Origin of the sequence: Gordonia jinhuaensis (assembly GCF_014639795.1) — a bacterium.
GTDB lineage: Bacteria > Actinomycetota > Actinomycetes > Mycobacteriales > Mycobacteriaceae > Gordonia_B > Gordonia_B jinhuaensis.
This window is the reverse complement of the sequence record NZ_BMGC01000045.1, coordinates 1-21,188: the sequence shown is the minus strand read 5'-3', so window position 1 is coordinate 21,188 and position 21,188 is coordinate 1. Positions and strand designations below refer to the sequence as shown.

General features: G+C 65.7%; 19 protein-coding genes and 1 riboswitch. Of the genes, 11 read left to right on the top strand and 8 right to left on the bottom strand.

Translation table 11 applies throughout. The annotated features are described in order from the left end of the window. Positions 1-158: 158 nt before the first annotated feature. From IEW22_RS18115 to IEW22_RS18095, 5 genes are all read left to right on the top strand, one after another. Positions 159-1,358, top strand: a complete 1,200-nt coding sequence (locus tag IEW22_RS18115) for a lipase family protein (RefSeq protein ID WP_188588557.1) — start codon at positions 159-161, stop codon at positions 1,356-1,358. Further along, a complete protein-coding gene (locus tag IEW22_RS18110) occupies positions 1,355-2,416 on the top strand; it encodes an ABC transporter substrate-binding protein (RefSeq protein WP_188588555.1) in 1,062 nt (353 codons plus the stop codon). Before IEW22_RS18115 ends, IEW22_RS18110 begins: the two co-directional genes overlap by 4 nt. Before the next feature lie 129 nt (positions 2,417-2,545). After that, positions 2,546-2,692, top strand: a riboswitch (cobalamin riboswitch). 123 nt (positions 2,693-2,815) lie between these two features. Continuing rightward, positions 2,816-4,027, top strand: a complete 1,212-nt coding sequence (locus IEW22_RS18105; RefSeq protein ID WP_188588553.1) for a cobalamin-independent methionine synthase II family protein — start codon at positions 2,816-2,818, stop codon at positions 4,025-4,027. A gap of 92 nt (positions 4,028-4,119) precedes the next feature. Beyond that, positions 4,120-5,031 carry an oxygenase MpaB family protein gene (locus tag IEW22_RS18100; protein WP_188588551.1) on the top strand — a complete coding sequence of 304 codons (912 nt, stop codon included), beginning with the start codon at positions 4,120-4,122 and terminating at the stop codon, positions 5,029-5,031. A 9-nt stretch (positions 5,032-5,040) separates the two neighbouring features. Further along, on the top strand, positions 5,041-5,817 hold the full coding sequence (locus IEW22_RS18095; protein ID WP_188588548.1) for an SDR family NAD(P)-dependent oxidoreductase: 777 nt from the start codon (positions 5,041-5,043) through the stop codon (positions 5,815-5,817). A 93-nt stretch (positions 5,818-5,910) separates the two neighbouring features. Here the strand turns inward: IEW22_RS18095 and IEW22_RS18090 are convergent, their stop codons facing one another. Both IEW22_RS18090 and IEW22_RS18085 read right to left on the bottom strand, forming a co-directional pair. Continuing rightward, positions 5,911-7,743 (bottom strand): acyl-CoA dehydrogenase, encoded by a 1,833-nt coding sequence (locus IEW22_RS18090; protein ID WP_188588545.1) that lies wholly within the window; start codon positions 7,741-7,743, stop codon positions 5,911-5,913. A 175-nt stretch (positions 7,744-7,918) separates the two neighbouring features. Next, entirely contained in the window at positions 7,919-8,692 is a 774-nt protein-coding gene (locus IEW22_RS18085) for a deoxyribonuclease IV (RefSeq protein ID WP_188588543.1), read from the bottom strand. 169 nt (positions 8,693-8,861) lie between these two features. On the opposite strand from IEW22_RS18085, the gene IEW22_RS18080 reads away from it, so the two are divergent. Continuing rightward, positions 8,862-10,274 (top strand): WS/DGAT/MGAT family O-acyltransferase, encoded by a 1,413-nt coding sequence (locus IEW22_RS18080; protein ID WP_188588542.1) that lies wholly within the window; start codon positions 8,862-8,864, stop codon positions 10,272-10,274. Between the two features lie 21 nt (positions 10,275-10,295). Here IEW22_RS18080 and IEW22_RS18075 read toward each other — a convergent pair whose 3' ends face one another. Next, positions 10,296-11,219: an alpha/beta fold hydrolase gene (locus IEW22_RS18075; RefSeq protein ID WP_188588540.1), complete on the bottom strand. Its 924-nt coding sequence runs from the start codon at positions 11,217-11,219 to the stop codon at positions 10,296-10,298. A gap of 147 nt (positions 11,220-11,366) precedes the next feature. Continuing rightward, complete coding sequence (locus IEW22_RS18070; RefSeq protein ID WP_188588538.1) at positions 11,367-11,585, bottom strand: hypothetical protein; 219 nt, start codon at positions 11,583-11,585, stop codon at positions 11,367-11,369. Between the two features lie 275 nt (positions 11,586-11,860). Here IEW22_RS18070 and IEW22_RS18065 point away from each other — a divergent pair, with 275 nt between their 5' ends. After that, a complete protein-coding gene (locus tag IEW22_RS18065; RefSeq protein ID WP_229742877.1) occupies positions 11,861-12,901 on the top strand; it encodes a phosphatase PAP2 family protein in 1,041 nt (346 codons plus the stop codon). Here the strand turns inward: IEW22_RS18065 and IEW22_RS18060 are convergent. Continuing rightward, positions 12,874-13,884 carry an EamA/RhaT family transporter gene (locus tag IEW22_RS18060; RefSeq protein ID WP_188588534.1) on the bottom strand — a complete coding sequence of 337 codons (1,011 nt, stop codon included), beginning with the start codon at positions 13,882-13,884 and terminating at the stop codon, positions 12,874-12,876. The genes IEW22_RS18065 and IEW22_RS18060 overlap by 28 nt on opposite strands. 147 nt (positions 13,885-14,031) lie before the next feature. On the opposite strand from IEW22_RS18060, the gene IEW22_RS18055 reads away from it, so the two are divergent. After that, the gene (locus IEW22_RS18055; RefSeq protein WP_188588532.1) at positions 14,032-15,300 is read left to right on the top strand and encodes an ATP-grasp domain-containing protein; all 1,269 of its coding nucleotides are present in this window, start codon (positions 14,032-14,034) and stop codon (positions 15,298-15,300) included. A gap of 8 nt (positions 15,301-15,308) precedes the next feature. Here the strand turns inward: IEW22_RS18055 and IEW22_RS18050 are convergent, their stop codons facing one another. Together IEW22_RS18050 and IEW22_RS18045 are read right to left on the bottom strand one after the other, a co-directional pair. Next, positions 15,309-16,544: an MFS transporter gene (locus IEW22_RS18050; RefSeq protein ID WP_373284248.1), complete on the bottom strand. Its 1,236-nt coding sequence runs from the start codon at positions 16,542-16,544 to the stop codon at positions 15,309-15,311. Next, a complete protein-coding gene (locus tag IEW22_RS18045) occupies positions 16,541-17,230 on the bottom strand; it encodes a GntR family transcriptional regulator (RefSeq protein ID WP_229742875.1) in 690 nt (229 codons plus the stop codon). The genes IEW22_RS18050 and IEW22_RS18045 overlap by 4 nt, the downstream gene beginning before the upstream one ends. Positions 17,231-17,316: 86 nt before the next feature. Between IEW22_RS18045 and IEW22_RS18040 the strand changes: the two genes are divergently transcribed. Further along, positions 17,317-17,880, top strand: coding sequence for an HdeD family acid-resistance protein (locus tag IEW22_RS18040; RefSeq protein WP_188588530.1), 564 nt, complete (start codon positions 17,317-17,319; stop codon positions 17,878-17,880). Positions 17,881-18,019: 139 nt separating this feature from the next. On the opposite strand, the gene IEW22_RS18035 is transcribed toward IEW22_RS18040, so the two are convergent. Continuing rightward, on the bottom strand, positions 18,020-18,622 hold the full coding sequence (locus tag IEW22_RS18035) for a hypothetical protein (protein ID WP_188588528.1): 603 nt from the start codon (positions 18,620-18,622) through the stop codon (positions 18,020-18,022). A 62-nt stretch (positions 18,623-18,684) separates the two neighbouring features. Between IEW22_RS18035 and IEW22_RS18030 the strand changes: the two genes are divergently transcribed. Both IEW22_RS18030 and IEW22_RS18025 read left to right on the top strand, forming a co-directional pair. After that, on the top strand, positions 18,685-20,118 hold the full coding sequence (locus IEW22_RS18030; RefSeq protein WP_373284246.1) for a YibE/F family protein: 1,434 nt from the start codon (positions 18,685-18,687) through the stop codon (positions 20,116-20,118). 162 nt (positions 20,119-20,280) lie between these two features. Continuing rightward, entirely contained in the window at positions 20,281-21,108 is an 828-nt protein-coding gene (locus tag IEW22_RS18025) for a DUF222 domain-containing protein (protein ID WP_188588527.1), read from the top strand. The last annotated feature ends 80 nt before the right edge of the window (positions 21,109-21,188 follow it).

Sequence of the window (21,188 nt, the reverse complement as noted above, 5' to 3'; positions counted from 1 at the left end):
CGCAAGTACGTGAAATGGCACGTCAAACGGGCTCACCACGCCGCCTGGCCGCAACCAACGAAACCAGCCGTCTACGCATCCAGACCCCTTAACTGAACGGTATTGAGGTTAGCCTGGCTTTACTTGCGACCCGCCGATCTCACTGCCGAGAGGTGCCGATGTCTGTGAACGGACGTGTGTTCGGACGTGCGGTGGTGAGTTCGGTGTGCGCTGTGATCCTTGCGGCCGGGCTGGGTGCCCGTGCCGGCGCGGACACCTCGGCAGCACCGGAGAAGACTTGGGCCGGGACCGTTCTGGGCTCCACTGAACTCGCGCGCTCGGCATGGCCACCGGCCGCGTCGCAGGCTCGCGAGATCCGTTACGCCACACCTGGTCCACAGGGCGAGAGGGCGAGTTCGCATGCGGCGGTCTATCTTCCGCAGGGCGCCACGCCGAAGGGTGGCTGGCCGGTGGTGGTGTTCCTGCACGGCACCGCGGGTCTGCGCGCCGAATGCGCCGATTTCACCACCCCCCGTGCACAACGCGCTGCCGACTACGCGCGCAACTGGCTGACCCGCGGCTACGCACTGGTTTACCCGGATTATCCGGAGGTCGGACCCCGTCACCTGCAGACCTACCTGGACTATTCGGTGGCCGGGACAAGCATCGCCGATGCGGTGCGCGCGGCACGCAGTGATCTTTCGCGCGACGGATCGGGATCGGAGCTGTCGAATCGGTATGTGGCAACCGGACTCTCCGAGGGTGCACACGGCGCCGTTGGGGCAGCTGCCGTCGCCGCCGAACACGCCCCCGACCTGGACTTGCGGGGGGTTGCCGGTGCGGGTCTGCCCACCAACCTCGACGCCGAATTCGCCGCGGTACGACCAGGACTGCCGGTCGCCGAGCCGAATCTGGCCTCCTATGTCCTCTACACGCTCAGCGGACTGCGCCAGTCCGATCCGACCTTCGATCCCGAGGACTATCTGTCACCGACGGGCCGGAAGTTCTTGGCGCGCGCCGAATCCGGCTGCTTCGACGATCTGGTCGGGCAGCTGCAGGGGGTCAGCGTCGGATCGCTGGTCTCCCGTGCACTCGACGCACCTGCGGTGCAGCAGCGACTCAGGAAATACGTCGATCTGCCGACATCGGGCTACCGCGTGCCCGTACAGATTGCCCAGGGCGGACTGGACATCGTCGCACCGGCACCGCTGACCGCTGTCTTCGCCGAGCAGGTCCGCCGGTCGGGAGTACACGTCGATTACCGCCTGTACCCGGACGCCGACCATTCACGTATCCCGGTTGTCTCCCAACCGGACACCATCGCATTCACCGATCGGGTCATGTCTGCAGACGCCCGGCAACGAGAGGAGAGTTCGTGAAGAAGAGCCCGACGTTACGTGCGGGAGGTGTCGCGATGGGACTGGTCGCGGCGATCACGCTCGCTGCCTGCAGCTCGTCCGACAACAGCGACGACGCCTCGGCATCGTCGGTGGCGCCGGGGCAGTGCACGGTGAAACTGGCCACCGACGTCAACGGCTACCCCTTGAGCCAGTGCAACGCATTCGGCACCACCAAGCTGGAGTCGGAGCCGAAGAAGATCGTGTCGCTCACCGCGGTCGACACCGACATCCTGCTCTCGCTGGGCATCGTGCCCACCGCCACCGAACTGCAGTCCCGGATGCCCAATGGCATCGCACCCGAACTCGCCAAGGCCGCAAGTGATCTCGGCGGTTCGATCGACACCAAGATCGACACCACCGACGGGGTGCCGCTGGAGAAGGTCGCCTCACTTGCGCCCAACGCCATCGTCGGCACCTTCTGGTGGAACATGTCCGACGACTACGGCAACCTCGACAAGATCTCGCCGGTGATCACCTATCCGACGGCCGATGGCGACCAGTCCACCACCTGGGAGGACAAGACCCGCGTGGTCGGCGCGGCGATGGATCGCAAGTCCAAGGCAGAGCAGGTGATCGCCAAGACCGACGACGCGATCACGAACGCACGTAACGAGAATTCCGAGTTCACCGGCAAGACCGTCACCTTCGCGGTGGTGCACTCACCCTCGCTGATCTCGATTCAGAACTACCCGGGTTCCAATGCTGAGAAGTTCTTCCACGGCCTGGGTTTCAAGGACAATCCCAACCTGTCGGATGTGACCGCCAAGGATGCGCAGCAGGGCATCGCGCTGGAGAACATCGGCAAGCTCGACGCCGACATCGTGTTGCTCGCCTACGCCGCGCGACCCGATCAGGCCAACAACCGCAGCGCGGTGGAATCGTCGGCCCCGTTCAAGGCGCTGAACGCGGTCAAGACCGGTCACTATCGCGAACTCGACGCCAGCCGCGCCTATTCGCTGGCCTACCCCTCACCGCTGGGTGTGCAGGAGAACGTGCGGGTGCTGGTGCCCACCATCGCCGAGGCAGTCAAGGGTTAAGCGAACCGACTGGCTGACCGAACCGACTGGGTAACCGAACCGACTGGGCGTGCAGGCATCGTGAGCTCATCCGATAGCCTGGACGCGCAGTCGGTTCGTTCGACGCCGAGGTGGAGCCCCGCAGGCGTGGTCGAACGTCGAGGCATCGGTATCCGATGCCGAGTGGGGAACCCGGTGGGAATCCGGGACTGTCCCGCAACGGTGAGTCGGCGCGCACCCAACATCCGGCGTGCGGCGACGACGAGTCCGATCACCTGCCGCTGTGCCGGACACGCCGTGTCCGGCGGTTCGTCGCCTCGAGGCGCGGCGTGCGGCACACCGGTCGGGCTCACCGCGGATGTGCGTACGTTCACGGGCGGCAACCAGTGGACTGACGAATACGAAGGTTGTGCACCACCGATGACATCCATTGCCACCTCGCAGGCAGGCAGCCTGCCCCGTACGGAGCGCCTCACCGAGGCCAACAAAGCTCGCGCGCAGGCCGCCGACGGGCTGACTCTCCACTCCGACACCGACTTCGAGGCCCTGCTCGCCGAGGAAGTCGCCGCACTCGTGAAGCGTCAGGTCGATCTGGGCATCACGATCCCCGGCGACGGCGAATACGGGAAGTCGATGTCGAGCAAGGTCGATTACGGCGCGTGGTGGTCGTACTCGTTCAATCGACTCGGCGGCCTCGAACTCACCGATGGCGGACCCGACGCCGACAAGCCCAAGCGTTCGACTCCCGGTCACGTTCAGCTCACCACCTTCCCCGATCGCCGGGACTGGACGATCTTCGCCGATGCCTACTCCGACCCCGAGAGTGGTATCTCGGTCGGCAAGCGCGGCGTGCTGTTCCCCACGGCCACCGGCCCGGTCACCTACACCGGTCACGACGCCATCGCTGCCGACATCGCCAATTTCCGGGCTGCCCTTGATAAGTCGGGGCAGGAGACCGGATTCATCACCTCGCTGTCACCCGGTTCGGCCTCGCGGATCGGCAACACTTACTACGCGACCGACGAAGAATTCGTGTGGGCGTGTGCGGATGCGATGCGCGAGGAGTACCAGGCGATCATCGACGCCGGTCTGATCCTGCAGATCGACGACCCGTCGATCGCCGAGAACTTCGACCAGATCAATCCCGAGCCGAGCGTCGAGGACTACCTGGCCTTCACCCGCATCCGGGTCGACGCGCTCAACCACGCGTTGCGCGGATTCCCCACCGAGCAGATCCGCTTCCACCTCTGCTGGGGCAGCTGGCACGGCCCGCACACCACAGATCTCGAGTTCAAGTACCTCGTCGACACGATGCTCGACATCAACGCCGGCACCTACTCGTTCGAGGGGGCCAACGCCCGCCACGAGCATGAGTGGCGGGTGTGGGAGCACACCACGCTGCCCGAGGGTAAGAAGATCGCGCCGGGTGTGGTGAGCCATGCGACGAACGTCGTCGAACATCCCGAGCTGGTCGCCGATCGCATCGAACGTTTCGCGCGACTGGTCGGACCGGAGAACGTGGTCGCCTCCACCGACTGCGGCCTCGGTGGCCGCATTCATCCGCAGATCGCCTGGGCCAAGCTCGAGACGTTGGTTCGCGGGGCCGAGATCGCCGGTACCCGGCTGGGCTGACCCGGGAGGGCTGACACAGCGTTGACCGCTCCTCACGCCGACGATACTGTGATGTGAATCACGGTTAACCCAGATGCGGCGTGAGGAGCGGCATGCGCAGGAGCCCCTGGCAGGAGCGAATCGAACAACTCGATCCGCACGTCGATTTCACCGAGATCACCCGGCTCGACGCCCACTACGAATTCCCCTGGGATATTCAGCAGGCGCTGAGTTTCGCGCTGTTCCGCACGTTCGCGGTGCCGAGTATCGGGATCCTGCTGTACGAGACGGGGGAGTTCACCGAGCGGGTGCAGAAGCGCTACGACGACACCGGGCTCATTCTGGAGGAGGTGCTGTGCGCCGGATTCGGGGCTGCGGGCGGACGTGCGGCGATCCGCCGGATGAACGGCATGCACCGCAGTTATGACATCAGCAACGACGACTTCCGTTATGTGCTGGCCACATTCGTCGTGTGCCCGGTGCGGTGGTTGGCGCAGTACGGGTGGCGAGAGCTCAGCCGCAGCGAGATCGACGCCGCGACCAACTACTATCGCGAACTCGGCAAGCACATGGGGATCAGGGACATTCCCGAGACCTATGAGGAGTTCGAGACACTGCTCGACGACTACGAGGTCGCCCATTTCGCCTATGACGAGCGTGCCAGGAAGGTCGCCGATTCCACACTGGATCTGCTCGCGACGTTCATGCCGTTCCGGCTCTTGCCTGCGGCGATCGTTCGGCGGGTGGCGCTCGCGCTGATGGACGATCGGCTGCTCGACGCATTCGAGTACCGTCGCCCGTCGGCCGCCGAACGGTTCCTCGCAGGTAACGGGTTGCGGCTGCGCGCCCTGGTCGTGCGGATGCTGCCGCCGCGGAAGAGTCCGCGTCTGGTCGCCGATGATCCCAACATCCGGTCCTACCCAGGCGGTTACCGCGTCGAGGAGTTGGGCACCTTCCCGTCGGGATGTCCGGTGCGACCCCACGAATCGCAGATCCCGACCCGAGATGCGGTGAATTCGTCCTAGGCTTGTGACGTGGACATCAACGGAGCAAGTGCAATCGTGACAGGTGGTGCGTCGGGTATCGGCGCGGCCGTGGCCCGCCAACTCGCGGCGAAGGGCGCCACGGTGGTCGTCGCAGACCTCAACGCCGACAAGGGAACTGAACTCGCGAACGAGATCGGCGGAAAGTTCGTGGCGGTCGACGTCACCAACACCGATCAGATCGAGGATGCGGTGAACACCGCCGCCGACCTCGGGCCGCTGCGTGTGCTGGTGAACTCGGCGGGTATCGGCTGGGCGCAGCGCACCATCGGCAAGGACGGCGAATACGCCTCGGCGCACAACCTCGACGCCTACAAGAAGGTCATCGCGATCAACCTGATCGGCACCTTCGACGCCATCCGCATCGCGGCGACCGCGATGAGCCGACTCGACCCCACGCCCACCGAGGAGCGCGGCGCGATCGTGTCGATGGCCAGCGTCGCCGCATTCGACGGGCAGATCGGGCAGGCGGCCTACTCGTCCTCCAAGGGCGGCGTCGTCGGGATGACCCTGCCGGTCGCGCGCGACCTGTCGGCTGTGGGCATCCGCGTCAACACCGTCGCGCCGGGCCTCATCGACACCCCGATCTACGGCGAGGGTGAGGCGTCGGAGGCGTTCAAGGCGAAACTCGGTGAGTCGGTGCTGTTCCCGAAGCGACTGGGTGAGCCGGACGAGCTGGCGTCGATGGTGCTCGAACTCGTCACCAACTCGTATATGAACGCCGAGGTGGTGCGGGTCGACGGCGGTATCCGGATGCCACCGAAGTGATGTCATCGGAATAGAGATCGACCGCGAACGGGAAATGCCCCGCAACCTCAGAGGTTCCGGGGCATTTCGCGTGGATCAACCGAACTCAGCGGATCAGAACGCCGCTTCGTCGAGCTCCATGATCTCGTTGTCGATGTTCTCGAGGATGCCGCGGGTGGCGGTCAGCTGGGGCAGCATGTTCTTGGCGAAGAACGTGGCCACGGCCACCTTGCCCTCGTAGAACGACTTGTCGTCGCCGGTCGCTCCGCCGTCGAGTGCGGCGATGGCGATCTCGGCCTGGCGCAGCAGCAGCCAGCCAATGAGCAGGTCGCCCACCGAGAGCAGGAACCGCACCGAACCGGTACCGATCTTGTAGAGCTGGGTCGCATCTTCCTGCGCGCCCATCAGGTATCCGGTGAGGGTGGCGGCCATGCCCTGGACGTCGGCGAGAGCGGTCTTGAGCAGCTCACGCTCGGTCTTCAGGCGACCGTTGCCGGCCTCGGAGTCGATGAACGACTGGATCTGTCCGGCGACGTGCGCCAGCGCCTGGCCCTTGTCGCGGATGATCTTGCGGAAGAAGAAGTCCTGCGCCTGGATGGCCGTGGTGCCCTCGTAGAGCGAGTCGATCTTCGAGTCGCGGATGTACTGCTCCACCGGGTAGTCCTGCAGGAAGCCGGAACCACCGTAGGTCTGCAGCGACTCGGTGAGCGTGGAGTACGCGCGCTCGGAGCCGACACCCTTGACGATCGGCAGCAGCAGGTCGTTGACCTTGTGGGCCAGCTCGGCGTCGGCACCGGAGACGATCTTGGCCGCAGCCGGATCCTGATGCGAGGCGGTGTAGAGGTACACCGCACGCAGACCCTCGGCGTAGGCCTTCTGGGTGAGCAGGGCGCGACGCACATCCGGGTGGTGGGTGATCGTCACGCGCGGTGCGGTCTTGTCGGTCATCTGGGTCATGTCGGCACCCTGGACACGCTCCTTGGCGTAGTCGAGTGCGTTCAGGTAACCGGTCGACAGCGTCGAGATGGCCTTGGTGCCCACCATCATTCGAGCGTGCTCGATGACGTCGAACATCTGCGCGATGCCCTTGTGGACCTCGCCGACCAGCCAGCCCTTGGCGGGCACACCGTGCTGACCGAAGGTGACCTCACAGGTGGCCGAGACCTTCAGGCCCATCTTGTGCTCGACGTTGGTGACGAACACACCGTTGCGCTCACCGAGTTCGCCGGTCTCGTGGTCGAAGTGGAACTTCGGCACGAAGAACAGCGACAGACCCTTGGTGCCCGGTCCGGCACCCTCGGGGCGGGCGAGCACGAGGTGGAAGATGTTCTCGGTCATGTCCTGATCGGCCGAGGTGATGAAGCGCTTCACACCGTCGATGTGCCACGAGCCGTCAGGCTGCTCGACAGCCTTGGTGCGACCGGCGCCCACGTCGGATCCGGCGTCGGGCTCGGTCAGCACCATGGTGGCGCCCCAGCCGCGCTCGGCGCAGATGGCAGCCCACTTCTTCTGCTCGTCGGTGCCGTTGTCGTAGAAGATGTTGGAGAAGCCTGCGCCCGCGGCGTACATGAACAGGGCGGGGTTGGCGCCGAGGATCATCTCGCTGATCGCCCAGTAGAGCGACCGCGGGGCGGGCATGCCGCCGAGCTTCTCGTCGACACCGACCTTGTCCCAGCCGGCCTCGATGAAGGCGTTGTAGGACTTCTTGAAGCCCTCGGGCAGGGTGACCGAATGGGTCTCGGGGTCGAAGACCGGCGGGTTGCGATCGCCCTCGGCGAACGACTCGGCGATCACGCCCTCGGCGAGGTTCTTCACCTCACGGATCATGTCCTCTGCGGTCTCGCGATCGAGATCGCCGAACTCACCCGAGGCGAGGACCTCTTCGAGTTTGAGCAGTTCGAACAGGTTGAACTGCAGATCGCGCACGTTGCTCTTGTAATGCCCCATTTGCGGCTGTCCTATCTGAGGGTCGTCTCTGGAAAGAAAGACTGATGCGAGCGACGGCCTCCACCGCGGCGGAACCCTAAGTTACTCGCCAGTAACCACCAATATACTCCGCATCGGCGGAGTTTGACAACTGTGGGCGGCGAGTACATCGCTGCAGGTCATCGACGGTTTCCTGTTACGACGTCGCGTCGGCGAGCAGCTGCAGGTCCGCTCGGACGGTCTCGGCGGGCGTCTCGAGGATCACCGGGGCTCGGGCGGCGCGGGCGACCTCGACGAGCACTGCGGAGTCGATGGTGCCCTCGGCCAGACTCGCATGCCGGTCACGCGCGGAGCCGAATTCGTCACGTGAGTTGTTCAGGTGGACCAGGTCGATGCGGCCGGTGATCGCACGGACCTTGTCCACCACGTCGGACAGATCCAGGCCGGCGGCCCAGGCATGACAGGTGTCCAGGCAGAACCCGGCCTCGGGGAAGTCGCCGACGGCATCCCACAGCCGCGCGATCGCGTCGAGATGACGTGCCATGGCGCGTTCGCCGCCCGCGGTGTTCTCGACGAGGATCGGCACCGCGAAGCCACCGCTGTCGGCCTGACGCTCGAAGAGCTTGTGCCAGTTGGCAAAACCCTCCTCGGCATCCTCGCCGGCGCGCACGTGCCCACCGTGGACCACCAGTCCGATCGCGCCGAGTTCGGCCGCGCCGGCGGCCTGCTGGTCGACCGCCTTGCGGGAGGGCACCCGGATGCGGTTGTTGAGGCTCGCGACGTTGATCGTGTACGACGAGTGCACCACCACGTCGATGGTCGACTCGCGCAGCTGCTGGGCCTGCGGGTGGGGTTGGGGCTTCTTCCAGCCCTGAGGGTCGGTGATGAACAGCTGGACCAGGTCGACGCCGAGTTGTTCGGCCGCGCCGAGTGGGTCGAGGTCGTCACGTACATGTGCTCCGATGCGCATGCGGACACACTAGTTGGGTGATTCGGGAGCAAAATCCGACTGTCGATCGTTGACGTCACATCAGCGAGAGCAGAAGAAGCTGTGCACGCGAGCGATTCCCGGCGCACAGTGGACGTAGGGCACCGGTGTGGGTCATCGGTGCACCTGCCGAGGAAGAGGTGAGGCGACGGTGGAGCGTCTGAGTGGTCTGGATGCGTCATTCCTGTATCTGGAATCGCCTGAGCAGCCGATGAACGTGATGGCGATCATCGAGATCGACCCCATCACGATCCCCGGCGGGTACGACTTCGAGTCGATGCGCGCCGAAATCGGGCGACGAGCTGCGGCGATGCCGCGATTCCGGCGCAAGCTCGACGACTCGATCGTCAACCTCGGTCATCCCGTCTGGATCGAGGACACCGACTTCGACGTCGCAGATCACGTCCACAGGGCAGCGCTGCCGGCACCCGGTGCCGACCCCGAACTCGCCGAGTTGTGCGCCCACCTGGCGGAGATCCCGCTGGACCGCAGCCGTCCGCTCTGGGATATGTGGATCGTGGAAGGCCGCGCGGAGTCGCGTCTTGCGGTGATCCTGCGGACCCATCATGCGGGCACCGACGGCAACGGCGGTGCCGAGCTCATCGCACAGTTGTGCGGACTGACCCCCGAACCCCCCGAACTCGACGAGCGACTTGTCGCCGCGTCGGTCGGCGGACCGGCGTGGACATCGATGGTTCTCGGTGGTGCGGTGGGCATGCTGCGACGGCCGCTCACATTGGCGCAGATGACGTCGCGGACCGCGGCGATCTCGCTGCGGTGGCTCGAACGGGCGATCCGGTCGGCGGCGATGCCCGCCCCGCTCACCGCGCCGCGTACCCCGTTCAATTCGACGATCACCGGACACCGCGCCGTCGCCTTCACCCAGGTCTCACTCGACGATGTGCGCCGGATCAAGTCGCATTTCGGTGTCACGATCAACGACGTGGTGCTGGCCACCGGTGCGGGTGCGGTGCGTGAGCTGCTCGTCGACCGTGACGCGCTGCCCGACCGGCCGCTGGTGGGGATGGTGCCGGTGTCGATCACCGGCGATGTCCCGGACGGCGGCTGCAGCGTCGACGAACTCGGCAGCAACCTGGTGACCGGCATGTTCGTGTCGCTGCCCACCGACGTCGCCGATCCGGTGGCCCGCATGTATGCGATGGCGCAGTCGGCGACCACCGCCAAAGACCATCACGCCACGGTCGACCCGAATCTGTTGCGCGGCTGGGCCCAGCTCTCCCCGGCAACCACTGCGCACATGATCTCCAAGATCTACACCGCAACGCATTTCGCCGACCATCACCCCGTGATCTACAACCTGGTGATGTCGAATGTGCACGGCCCCGACGCGCCGCTGTATTTCCTCGGCGCACGGATCACCGCGCTGTTCCCTTTCGGTCCGGTGTTCCACGGCGCAGGTCTGAACATCACGGTGTTCTCCACCGGTGGCAATCTCAACGTGGGGATCATCGGTTGTGCCGAGCAGATCCCCGACCCGGCCGAACTGGCCCGCGGATTCGAGCGCGGGATCAAGACGCTCCTCGAGGCGTGCGACGAGGTCTGAGCCGCGGTGGCTCCTGGCCTGTCAGGCGGGACGGGACTGCGCCGGACCCGACTTCACGCGCTCGGCGACATCGCTTGCGGCGCGGGTGAATTCAGGTGCGAACAGGTCGGGTTCGAGGACGCAGCAGGCATGGCCGGCGGGTACGTCGAACCGATGTGCCTGCGGGATCGAGTCCACCAGGATCTGCTGACGCTTCGGTGAGACCGTGTGATCGTGGGTGCTCACCACCACCGACGTCGGCACGTCGATCTCGCCGAGCCAGTCGCGCGAGTCGAAATCGGCCATACCGTCGGAGATGTCGGCGAGACGGTCGAAACGTGTCGCGCGGAACTGGCGGAACAGCCATGCGCCGGTGGAGATGTCGGTGTCGGCGAGCTTGCTCTGCTTGATCGGCGGGATGTGAGACAGGGCGCGACCGGTGACCGCGCGCACGGCCCGTGTCACGCGGTCGGCACGTACGGCGCGCGAACCCGAGAAGTAGGGTCCGGTTGAGGCGAGGACCAGACCGTCGACACGGTCGGGGTGGCGCTGCCAGGTCACCTGTGCGGTGCCGCCGCCGAGTGAGAAGCCGCCCGCGATGAACGTGTCGACACCCAGCGCGTCGGCCACCGCGACCGTGTCGTCGGCGCAGTCGTCGAGGGTGAAACTCCCCGAGGTGATCCCGCGTCCGTGGAAGCGTTGGTCGAGGGTGATCACGCGGAAGTGCTCGCGCAGATCGGGGATGGTGGCATACCAGCACATGAGGCCGGTGGTCATCACCGAGTGGAGCAGGATGATCGCCGGGGCGTCGGGGTCGGAGTCGCCGGTGGCGGCGCTGTCGGTCACGTAGGTGGAACCACCACGCCCGGGCAGGTCGATCATGCGGCCCTGGGGGAGGTGGTCGGCAGGTTTGACGGGGAAGAACTTCGTTGCCTTCCCGGCCACTGTGTCGATCACCACACTCATCGCTGACGTCCTCCCCGTATGGAGCCGGACATCGGCACGGCTCTCACCTCGATGGTAGGCGTCGTGGGTGCGGGAATGCGCGTGTGGCTGTTCGCGCTGCGCGATCAGGCCGGTTCGACAACCGATTGCGTTCAGAAATCATCCCGTTCAGAAATCGTCTGGGGCGAACTCGGTCTCGATCGAGATCGGTACCCCGGTGGCGATCAACAGGCGGCAGGGCGTGGCCGAGTCGGCGTAGAGGCTCAGCCACTGGTGACCCGAACCGCCGGTGGCATAGACCGAGTCGAGGGCGCGGTCCAGCCGCGCCTCGGCCTCTCGGGTGATCGGGTACTTCTGCTCTCCGTAGCGGAGAAATCGGTTCGGCACGTGAGCCTCCAGAACGGTTCGCGAACCCGCGGAATAGTGATGTGGGTCACTATACGCAGCCGCGCCGCTGACGGGAGGACTGTGAGCGTTCCCGGGCAGTTTTGAGCATGGGCAACTAGTGTGAGGCCAATCGGTAAACGATGGTCGACCGCGAGGCGGCACGGCGGTGACGAAAGGTTGGCGGCGTGAGCATCTCCGAGGTCGATGGCGTCGCGACTTCCGAGCTCGGCGTCGGTGCGGCGTCCGAGGTCGAGGGGTCGCGCCGGTGGCGATACCTGCCCCGTACCGTCGAATCCGGCCTGACCTGGCGCAATCTCGCCGTGGTCCGCCGCACGGCCGTTGCGCTGTGGCTGGTCTGCGTATGTCTGAGCCTGTGGCACAACGGAATCGCCTACGACCGCACCACTCTGCTGATCTACATGTGCAGCGGACTGCTGGTCGCGAGTATCGGTCGTCGCAAGTTCTGGACGGTGTTCGTGGACTGGTTGCCGTTCGCGGCGATCCTCTATCTCTACGACATGACGCGCGGTGTCGCCGAGTGGATGGGGATGCCGACGCACTGGACGCTCGCACCCGACTTCGACCGCGGACTGTTCGGTCAGGTGCCCACGGTGTGGCTGCAGGGTGAACTCAAACAGGTCTCGCCGCCGTGGTGGGAGATCGGGACGTCCACGATCTACATCTCGTTCTTCGTGGTGCCCTATGTGGTGGCCGGTGTCCTGTGGCTGCGCAACCGCCGGGTGTGGGCGCGCTACGCCGTGTGCTTTGTGGCGATGTCGTTTCTCGCCCTTGTGGGCTACACGCTCGTACCGGGTGCGCCGCCGTGGGCCGCGGCCAAATGTGCCGCGGTCGAGGTCGCCGACCATCCGCGCGACCCGGCGTGCATCTACGGTCCCGGACCCCGGGCCGACGGCGGGCTGCTCGGTGTTGCCGACCACGCGCAACCGGGATCCTCGCCGCTGGTCGAACGGATCTCCGGACGCGGCTGGCAGGTGCTGCACCTGCGTTCGGCCGAGTCGATGTTGCAGGTGGGTCAGGCCAAGTCGAATCTGGTCGCCGCCATCCCGTCACTGCATGCCGGGCTGACCATGATGCTCGCGCTGTTCATGTGGCCCCGCGTCAAGGCGCTGGGTCGGACGTTGTTCGTCGGGTACGCGCTGGCGATGGCGTTCACGCTGGTCTACACCGGTGAGCATTACGTCTTCGACGTGCTGCTCGGATGGGGACTGGCCGCGGTGGTGGTCGGATCGGTGGCCTACGTCGACCGGTTGCTCAGTCGGCGCCGGGCTCAGCGTTCGTGTTCGGATGCCGGCTGAGAACCGCTGGATTCGTGGGTGTGTGCGTCGGCGTCGAACTGCTGATTCGCCGGGTTGTTGCGGGCGCCGCGTCGCCAGCCGCCGTCGGGCTGGGGCTTCTCACCGAAGTGGTCGGCCTCGTGTGAGCCGTACCAGGCGACCAGCATCGCGCCGATCACCGCGCCGATGAAGCCGACGATCGCCAGCCACTCATATCCCGGGCGTGCGGAATCGCTCAGGAACACCACGCCGACGATGCCGGGACCGGCCACCTCGCCGACCACCAGCACCGCGGTCACGCCGTTGACCGCGCCGAGTTGCAGCGCGATGGTCTGCACCCAGAACGCGACGGCCCCGGCGATCGCCAGCGACCAGACGGCCGGATCGGTCAACAGCGCCACCGGGTCGAACGGGTCGATGCCGCGCATCACGCGCGCCGCGATCGCCACGATCCCGTACAGCAGGCCCGCCGAGGCGCCACCGGCGATGGCGCCGCTGCGGCCCAGCAGGAACACACAGGCCAGTGCGGCCGCCGAGATGGCGATCGTGGCGAACAGCAGCCCCCAGTGGAACAGGTTGTTCTCGCCTCCGCCGGGATGATGCGAGGAGGAGAGCCCGAGCATGCACAGCGAGATGATGACCACCGAGATCGCCAACCAGTCACGCGTGTGCAGGCGGATCCCGAGTATCCGGGTGCCGAGCAGAGCGGTCACCACGAGGTTGCCCGAGACGATGGTCTGCGACAGGAACAACGGCAGGTACCGGGCGGCGAAGGCACCGCCGAGGAAGCCGATCATCACCGTGATCGTGCCCGCGAGGAATGCCGGGTCGGTGAGGGTCGAGACGGTGGATCCGACCGTGGGGCCACCCATCGGATTGCGCTTGTCGCCGCTCTCCGACCGCGCTGCCACGGCGGCACGTCGGGCGCCGAGGGCGCGGAGAACGGTGGAGACGCCGTATGCAACGGCGGCGGTCGCGGCGAAGAAGACGCCGAGGAAGAACACTCAGGTCACCTCCGCACGTGATGAACCGTAGGCGGACGGACGCGAACGGTTTGTCCAGCGGTCCAAGCTATCATGAGCCAAGTCCGGGCAATCCCATGCACGCCGCCGGTCCGGCGGTGCCGTCTCACGATCACTTCCGGGGGTTACATGTCAAGCGAGCGCAAGCTCCGGGTCCTCATCACCTTCGCGAGGTCGTTCCTCACGCTGGAGCTGTGCCGATTGATGGCGGCGGGCGGTCACACGGTGATGGTCGCCGACTCGATTCCCTTTGGTCTGTCGCGCTTTTCCAACTCCACCGAGAAGTTCTTCCGTGTCCCGCCACCGAAGTTCTCGCCCGGCGAATACGCGCAGCGCCTCGCGGAGATCGTCCGCGACAACGACATTGATCTGCTGATCCCGATCCACGAGGAAACCGACATCATCTCGATGCATCGCGACCTCTTCCCCGCATCGTGTCGGCTGTTCCTGTCGGACTTCGAGACCGAGAACCGGCTGCACAACAAGTACGAGTATCAGGAGTTGTTGTCCGAGCGGAATATTCCCGCGCTGAAGTACTCGTTGGTGCGGGATCGTGCCGATGCCGAGAAACTCGACTTCACCACGCCGTTCGCACTCAAGCAGGTCTACTCGCGCGGTTCGCAGAAGGTGCACAAGATGTACCCGGGCGATTCGTTCGACGACATCGAGTTCGATCCGGACAATCCGTGGCTGGCGCAGGAGTGGCTCAAAGGCGACAACTACTGCACCTATTCGGTCTGCCAGTCCGGGGAGGTGCTCGCACACGCCACCTATCCGGTCGAGTACGCGATCGACGGCCATTCATGTGTCTCGTTCACGCAGGTCGAGCATGAGGGCATCCTGAACTGGGTCCGCGACTTCGTCCGCGAGGTCAACTACACCGGTCAGGTCGGCTTGGACTTCATCGACAACGCCGATCGCGGCCTGTACACGATCGAATGTAATCCGCGGTCCACCAGCGGCATCCTGATGTTCGAGCCGCACAACCACGTCGACCGCGCGTTCACCGGCACGTCCGAGGGGCTGGTCGAACCGGATCTGGGTGTGCGCAACATGGTCGGTCCGGGAATGCTCATCTACGGCTGGCGGAAGTCCGCTCGGCCGGAGGGGTATTCGATCTGGCGGTTCATGCGGGACTACTGGCACACCGACGAGGTGATCTCCAATCGCCACGATCCGATGCCCATGCTGGCACTCCCGCTGGCGCTGGTGTCGATCCTGTCGCAGTCGGCGAAGTACCACGTGGGTCTGGCCGAGGGGTTCATGCACGACCACGAGTGGGACGGTGAGATGCCCACCGGCGCGTTGACCACCGAGGTCGACGCCGCCACCGAGGTATCTGACTCGGGCTCGGGTTCTGACGGGGGCGACTCGACCGGGACGGCGCAGGCGGGCTGAGGTCCGGCTCAGTCGAGATGCCTGCTGAAGTTGGTCGCGATGACGACCAGGCAGGCGGCCGAGGCGCATGCGCCGAAGGCGAACATCACCGGATAGCTGACATCGGGGATGTACTGGTGCAGATAGGCCATCACCGCGGGGACCGCGAAACCGAGATAGGTCAGCGAGTAGAACACCGCCGTCAGACCTGCGAGATCCCGGTCGCCGGCGATGCGCTGGACCTCGGCCAGACCGGCGAACAGGCATATGCCGTAGCCCATTCCGAGTACCGCCCCGGTGACGACGGTCAGCCAGGGGTTGAGGACGGTGGAGGCCACGAATGCCATCGCCATACCCACTGTCATCATGCTCAGGCCCACCACCGCACCGCGCGCCCCGCCGGGCCGGTCGATTCTGGAGCCGAGTCGCTGGATCGCGAATCCGGCGCCCAGTGTCACCACGGTGACCAGCGCCGAGTAGGCGATCTTGGCATGTCCGATGTGCGGTGACATCAGCGTCGGCATCACCGCGTAGGCGCTCGCGGCCGCGCCGAAGACCCACGGCGCCAACGGAAGTACCACGAACAGGAAGCGTCGGTGCGCGGCGGAGGGAACCTTGAGGTCGTCGATCAGGCGGCCGCGGTTGGCCCGCGAGAGGTACACCGTTTCCGGCGCGCCGCGCAGCCAGATTGCCGCGGCCAGGCACAGCGCCGCGTTGATGTAGTAGCTCAGCGAATCCGGCAGCGGGGCCCACTGTGCGAGCACCCCCGCCACGCCGGCGCCGATACCGAAGCCGGCGGTCAGTGACATCGCCGCGCGTCCGGCTCCGACGGTCGCCGACGAGGTGGTCTCGAACGGCGGACTCGACAGTTCCTTGACCCAGCTCGAACCCACCGCCATCGCCAAACCCAGTGCGATACCGGAGAACACGCGGCCCATGAACAGCAGTGGCACCGAGTCGGCGCCGCAGGCCAGGATGATCGATCCGATGGCGGCGAGGACAGGCGCCGGACGCATCACCGTCGCGCGGCCCCAACGATCCGAGAGCGGTCCGCCGAGCAGCAGCGCCGGCACGATACCCAGCACGTAGGCGAACAACAAGATGTCGACCACCGGACCCGAATAGCCGTGCGAATTCTTGTACATCACCAGCAGGGGTGTGAATTCGTTTCCGCCCCAGGCGATCGCGAACATCGCGAAGGCGGCCGGGATCCACACCCGACGATGTGTGCGGGTCACTGTGGGCTCGGTGGCGGTGGAGGTCACTGACTCACTCCGGGCACGGTCACTCCGGGCAGGTCGATGCGGTGCACGGTCATCAGATGGTTGGCCAAGGTGGTGGCGAAGCCGTCGGCGTCACCGGCCTCGAGGTGTTCGGTCAGTGCGCTGTGGCAGTCGATGATCGCCGGGACGTCGGAACCGGGGCGACCGATCGAGGTGGCCACCATCCGTTGCTGGCGTTCGCGCAGCGTCTCGTAGAAGGCCGACAGGATCGGGTTGTCGGCGGCATCGACGAAGGTGCGATGGAAGTGGGTGTCCTCGGCGGCGAACCCGGCGAGATCGCCGGCGGTCACCAGGTCGCGCTGGCGTGCCAAGGACGCCCGCAGTTCGGCGACCACGTCGGCTCGTCGGCGGACATCGGATGTCGGGGCGGTGATGGCGCGGATGCAGCCGGTCTCCACGAAGTAGCGCGATTGGCACACGTGCACGGCCTCGTGCATATCCGGCGCGGATACCAGCGCTCCGCGCTTCGGATAGAGCTTGAGCCATCCTTCGGTCTCCAGCCGCAGGAAACCCTCACGCACGGGGGTGCGCGACACGCCGAGAGCGGTCGCGATCTCGCCCTCACTCAGCAACTGCCCGCCGGAGAGCGTTCCGGTCAATATGTCGGCTTTGACTGATCGATAGACGCGTTCGGCGGCGGATTCGCGCTGGTTCGTCGTGATAGACACAACTTGTATCTATCACGTCACGAGTGTTTACGACAAGTTCGATCGAGATCCGTGTTCTCCCAGGTCTGGTGTGGTTGGCTTTCTCTATGACAGAGCCTTCGAAACTTGCCTCGCTACCTGACGAGCTCGTGAATTCGGTCCGCTCGGCGATGATCTTCACGTCGGTCGTGGGCATCATCATCGGAATCATCGCCCTGGTGTGGCCCAGGGGAACCCTGGTCGTGGTCGCGGTGCTCTTCGGCATCGCTCTCATCATCACCGGTCTCTTCCGGCTCTACATCGCGTTCGCCGCACCGTCGGTTCCCGGCGGGTTCCGGGTGCTCTACGCGCTGCTGGGCTTCGCGATCCTGCTCCTGGGCATCATCGCCCTGTTCCACCCGGGTAGCTCGCTGTGGATCCTGGGCATCTTCATCGGTGTCTCGTGGATCTTCGACGGCATCCAGTCGCTGTTCGAGCTCGACGCACTCTCGGCGCTGACCCCCAAGTGGTTCGTGGTGCTCAGCGCCGTCATCTCGATCCTGGCCGGCATCGTGATGCTGACCCTGCCCACGCTCGCCGTCGCGACCTTCCTCTGGGTCGGTGCGATCCTGCTGATCGTGGTCAGCGTCATCAACCTGTTCCGCCTGCCGAAGAAGCGCGCTACCGTCTGACCGACGCCGAACCCGGCATCGCTGGGTCCGAGGTGTTCAACCGAATTTCCGACTGTGGGCCGGCTGCCGTGATGGTGGCCGGCCCACACTGGTGACTGGGGCTCCTGGGTGCCCGGGGGCCTGGGTGAGAACCGTGATGTCAGTGCGTGTGATGTGGCTCGAGCACGGCGCCGTCGATGCCGACCACCGCGTCGACGGGCAGCGTGTCGGCGACTCGGCGGAGTTCCTCGACATGGGACAGCGCAGAGGTGCTCGCCGCGGCGAGATCGAGAACGTCATGGTGTCCGTTGTGGTGGTGGACGACCGCGGCACCGAGGAGTCGGGTGGCCTCCGGCAACTGGTCGGGCGAGTCGTTCGCCGACCCGTCGGACGCGGTGCTCGGCCACAGCGCATCCGCGGTCGTGAGGTAGATGGCGACCGCAGGGTCGAGTGAGTCGGCGCATACCAGCGCCCATGCGTAGCGTTTGGCCGCGTCGACGGTGTCGGGCCGGGCGGGGCCGCGCGTGCGCAGATACTTGCCGTACAGTTCGCGGCCGAGCGGGAGCGAGTCGGCCCAGAGTTCGAGGTGGCCCATGCAGCGCAGGGCGTCGTGCAGATTCGCCAGGTACATCCGTGAGTAGGGACCCTCATGCCGCGCACGACGCTCCCGCAGAACGCTGAACTCTGCGAGCGCACTCCGGTACGACCCGGCCTCGAAGAGCCGATCCGCGTCGTGTTGCATTGCCGCCATTGCGTCGGGCACGTGTCCATGGTGACAGTTCACGCAGCCCCGCGGGTCGGATTCGCCCACTACAGTGGGCTTTCGTGAAATCCGGACATTCGCATCCGCACGGCCACTCGCATGATCTGCGGTCGGTCACGGCGCGGATGTCGCCCGTCGCGGCGAGGGTCGTGGTCGGTCTGCTCGCCGCGACCGCGGTGGCGGTGGTGATCGGCGTGGTGATGCTCTGGCCGTCGTATCGGACGCATGCGATCCCGATCCAGTTCCAGTCCTCGGGCGGCGGGGCGACCACCACGGTCACTGGAACCGTTGTCGCGCAGTCCTATTCGGCATGTATGAACCCGCAGTCGGGTGTGGTGTTCAGCGGTGACGCCTCGGTGCTCGCCGATCCGCAGGGGCCGTGTCTGCAGAACACCGTTGCACTGACCTCCGGGCGCGACAAGGGCGCCAACACGCTCATCGAGGTGCCGACCAATCGCGCGTCTTCGCAGGCCAGCACGGCGTCGCAGCAACTGACCCCAGAGCAGAAGGCGCGACCGCAGGCGGGTCAGCCGACACTGTCGGTGGGCGATCACATCCGGTTGACCGAATTCTCCGATCCGTCCGGTGCGAGACGGTATGCGTTCTACGACTTCTCGCGCGGAACCAGCATGATCGTGTGGGCGGTGCTGTTCGTCGCGGCGGTGGTGCTGGTGGCCGGATGGCGGGGATTGCGCTCGGTGGTCGGGCTCGTCCTGGCCTTCGTGATCCTGCTGGGCTTCACCCTGCCGTCGATTCTCGACGGTCATTCGCCGGTCGCCGTGGCGATCGTGTCGGCGGCGGCGATCTTGTTCGTGGTGATCTATCTGGCCCACGGTGTGAGTCTGCGCACCAGTGCGGCCCTGGTCGGCACGCTCTCGTCCCTTGCGCTCGCGGTGGTGTTGTCGTGGGCTGCGGTTCGCACGATGAAGATCACCGGACTTGCCGCCGAACAGACGACGAGTCTGCAGGTGTACTCCGCGACCATCTCGGCGGACGGGATCCTCCTGGCCGGTTTCATCATCGGCGCGCTCGGTGTGCTCAACGACGTCACAATCACCCAGGCGTCGGCCGTGTTCGAGCTCGTCGGAGCCGGAGAATCCAGTGCGAGAGCCACATTCGCCGCCGCGATGCGAGTGGGACGCGACCACATCGCGAGTACCGTGTACACCCTGGTGTTCGCCTACGCAGGTAGCGCGTTGCCGACGCTGCTGCTGTTCTCCGTTGCCGGACAGTCGTTCACCGATCTGATGACCACCGATGTGATTGCCGTCGAGCTCGCGAGATCGTTCGTCGGTGGTATCGCCATCGCGATGTCGGTGCCGCTGACGACGGTCGTCGCTGTGGGGCTCGCGTGGTCGGGCAGGTCGAAACCGACGCCGGGAGTGCGAGATGTGGATCGACCCGCGCCGGTCCGGTCGGCCGCGCCTGCACCTGCACCTACGCCAGCGCCTGCACCTGCGCCGGTCCGGCGGCCGCGGCACGCGATGCCCGACTGAGCTGGCGGGTGTGCGGTTCCCGGTGTCATTCGCGTGAATGATCTTGGGCTTGTTCGTGATTCGGTGTTGTTTCCCCTTGTGGGGATGGGTTTTTCTCGGTAGACTCGAACATGTATTCGATAGATGGTTCGAGTCGCGCTCATCCACCGGGAGGGGGTTCCGATGTCTGTTGATGCAGAGCCGGATCTCTCCGTATTGGGACTGCCTGAGTCGTTGGATGACGTGGATGCCGCCGGGTTGGGTGCGGTCGTGGTGGCGGCGCGGCGTGCTAGTGCGTTGATGGACTGGCACCGGTTGCGGGCGATGTCGGAGGTGTACGAACGACTGGTCGCGCCGTATATGGACTCCGATCAGCGTGTGTATGACGCACACGCGCGGGCAGCGAATGAGATCGCGATGATGGTGGGTCGCAGCCAGGGCTCGGTGGAAACCGAGTTGGGTTATGCGATGCATCTGTTCAACACGCTGCCTGCGGTGGCGCAGTGCTTGCACGATGGGGTGATCGCCGGCGGGCACGTCCGCACGATCGTCGCGCGTACGGGTCTGGTCGGCGGACAGGACTACGCACCACTCGTCGATAGTGAGTTGGCGGAGGCGTTGCGGCGGCAAGGGAGCTGGTCGCTGCAACGTCTGCGCGATGTGTGTGATCGGATCGTGTTCCGCCACGACCCCACCGCCGTGCGTGAACGCCGTAAAGCGGCGAACGAGGCCCGCAAGGTATGGGCCGAGAACACAACTGATGGCATGGCGGTCCTGCACGCGTCGATGACTGCGGAGAATGTGCGCATCGCCGTTGCCCGGGTCGATGCCCTCGCTAGCAGTGTGTGCGACGGTGATCCGCGGCGTGACGGCGCGCGTCGGTCGGATGCCGTGTTCGCGCTGCTGTCCGGCGAGTTGTTCGAGTGTCAGTGTGATCGTGGTGACGACTGTGATGCCACGGTTCCCGCGCCGGCGATGGTGCAGGCCGAGCTTGTCAAGATTTTTGTGTAAGTAGTTGTGCTCGTGTGGGTTAGAGGTAGGGGTTGATTCGGTCGGGGTAGGCTAGGGCGAGTTGAGCGAGGGCTTGTTTC

Coding starts and splice junctions, on each gene's coding strand:
- IEW22_RS18115 (WP_188588557.1), top strand. CDS start 159: ATGTCTGTGAACGGACGTGTGTTCGGACGTGCGGTGGTGAGTTCGGTG.
- IEW22_RS18105 (WP_188588553.1), top strand. CDS start 2,816: ATGACATCCATTGCCACCTCGCAGGCAGGCAGCCTGCCCCGTACGGAG.
- IEW22_RS18100 (WP_188588551.1), top strand. CDS start 4,120: ATGCGCAGGAGCCCCTGGCAGGAGCGAATCGAACAACTCGATCCGCAC.
- IEW22_RS18090 (WP_188588545.1), bottom strand. CDS start 7,743: ATGGGGCATTACAAGAGCAACGTGCGCGATCTGCAGTTCAACCTGTTC.
- IEW22_RS18085 (WP_188588543.1), bottom strand. CDS start 8,692: ATGCGCATCGGAGCACATGTACGTGACGACCTCGACCCACTCGGCGCG.
- IEW22_RS18075 (WP_188588540.1), bottom strand. CDS start 11,219: ATGAGTGTGGTGATCGACACAGTGGCCGGGAAGGCAACGAAGTTCTTC.
- IEW22_RS18055 (WP_188588532.1), top strand. CDS start 14,032: ATGTCAAGCGAGCGCAAGCTCCGGGTCCTCATCACCTTCGCGAGGTCG.
- IEW22_RS18040 (WP_188588530.1), top strand. CDS start 17,317: ATGACAGAGCCTTCGAAACTTGCCTCGCTACCTGACGAGCTCGTGAAT.
- IEW22_RS18025 (WP_188588527.1), top strand. CDS start 20,281: ATGTCTGTTGATGCAGAGCCGGATCTCTCCGTATTGGGACTGCCTGAG.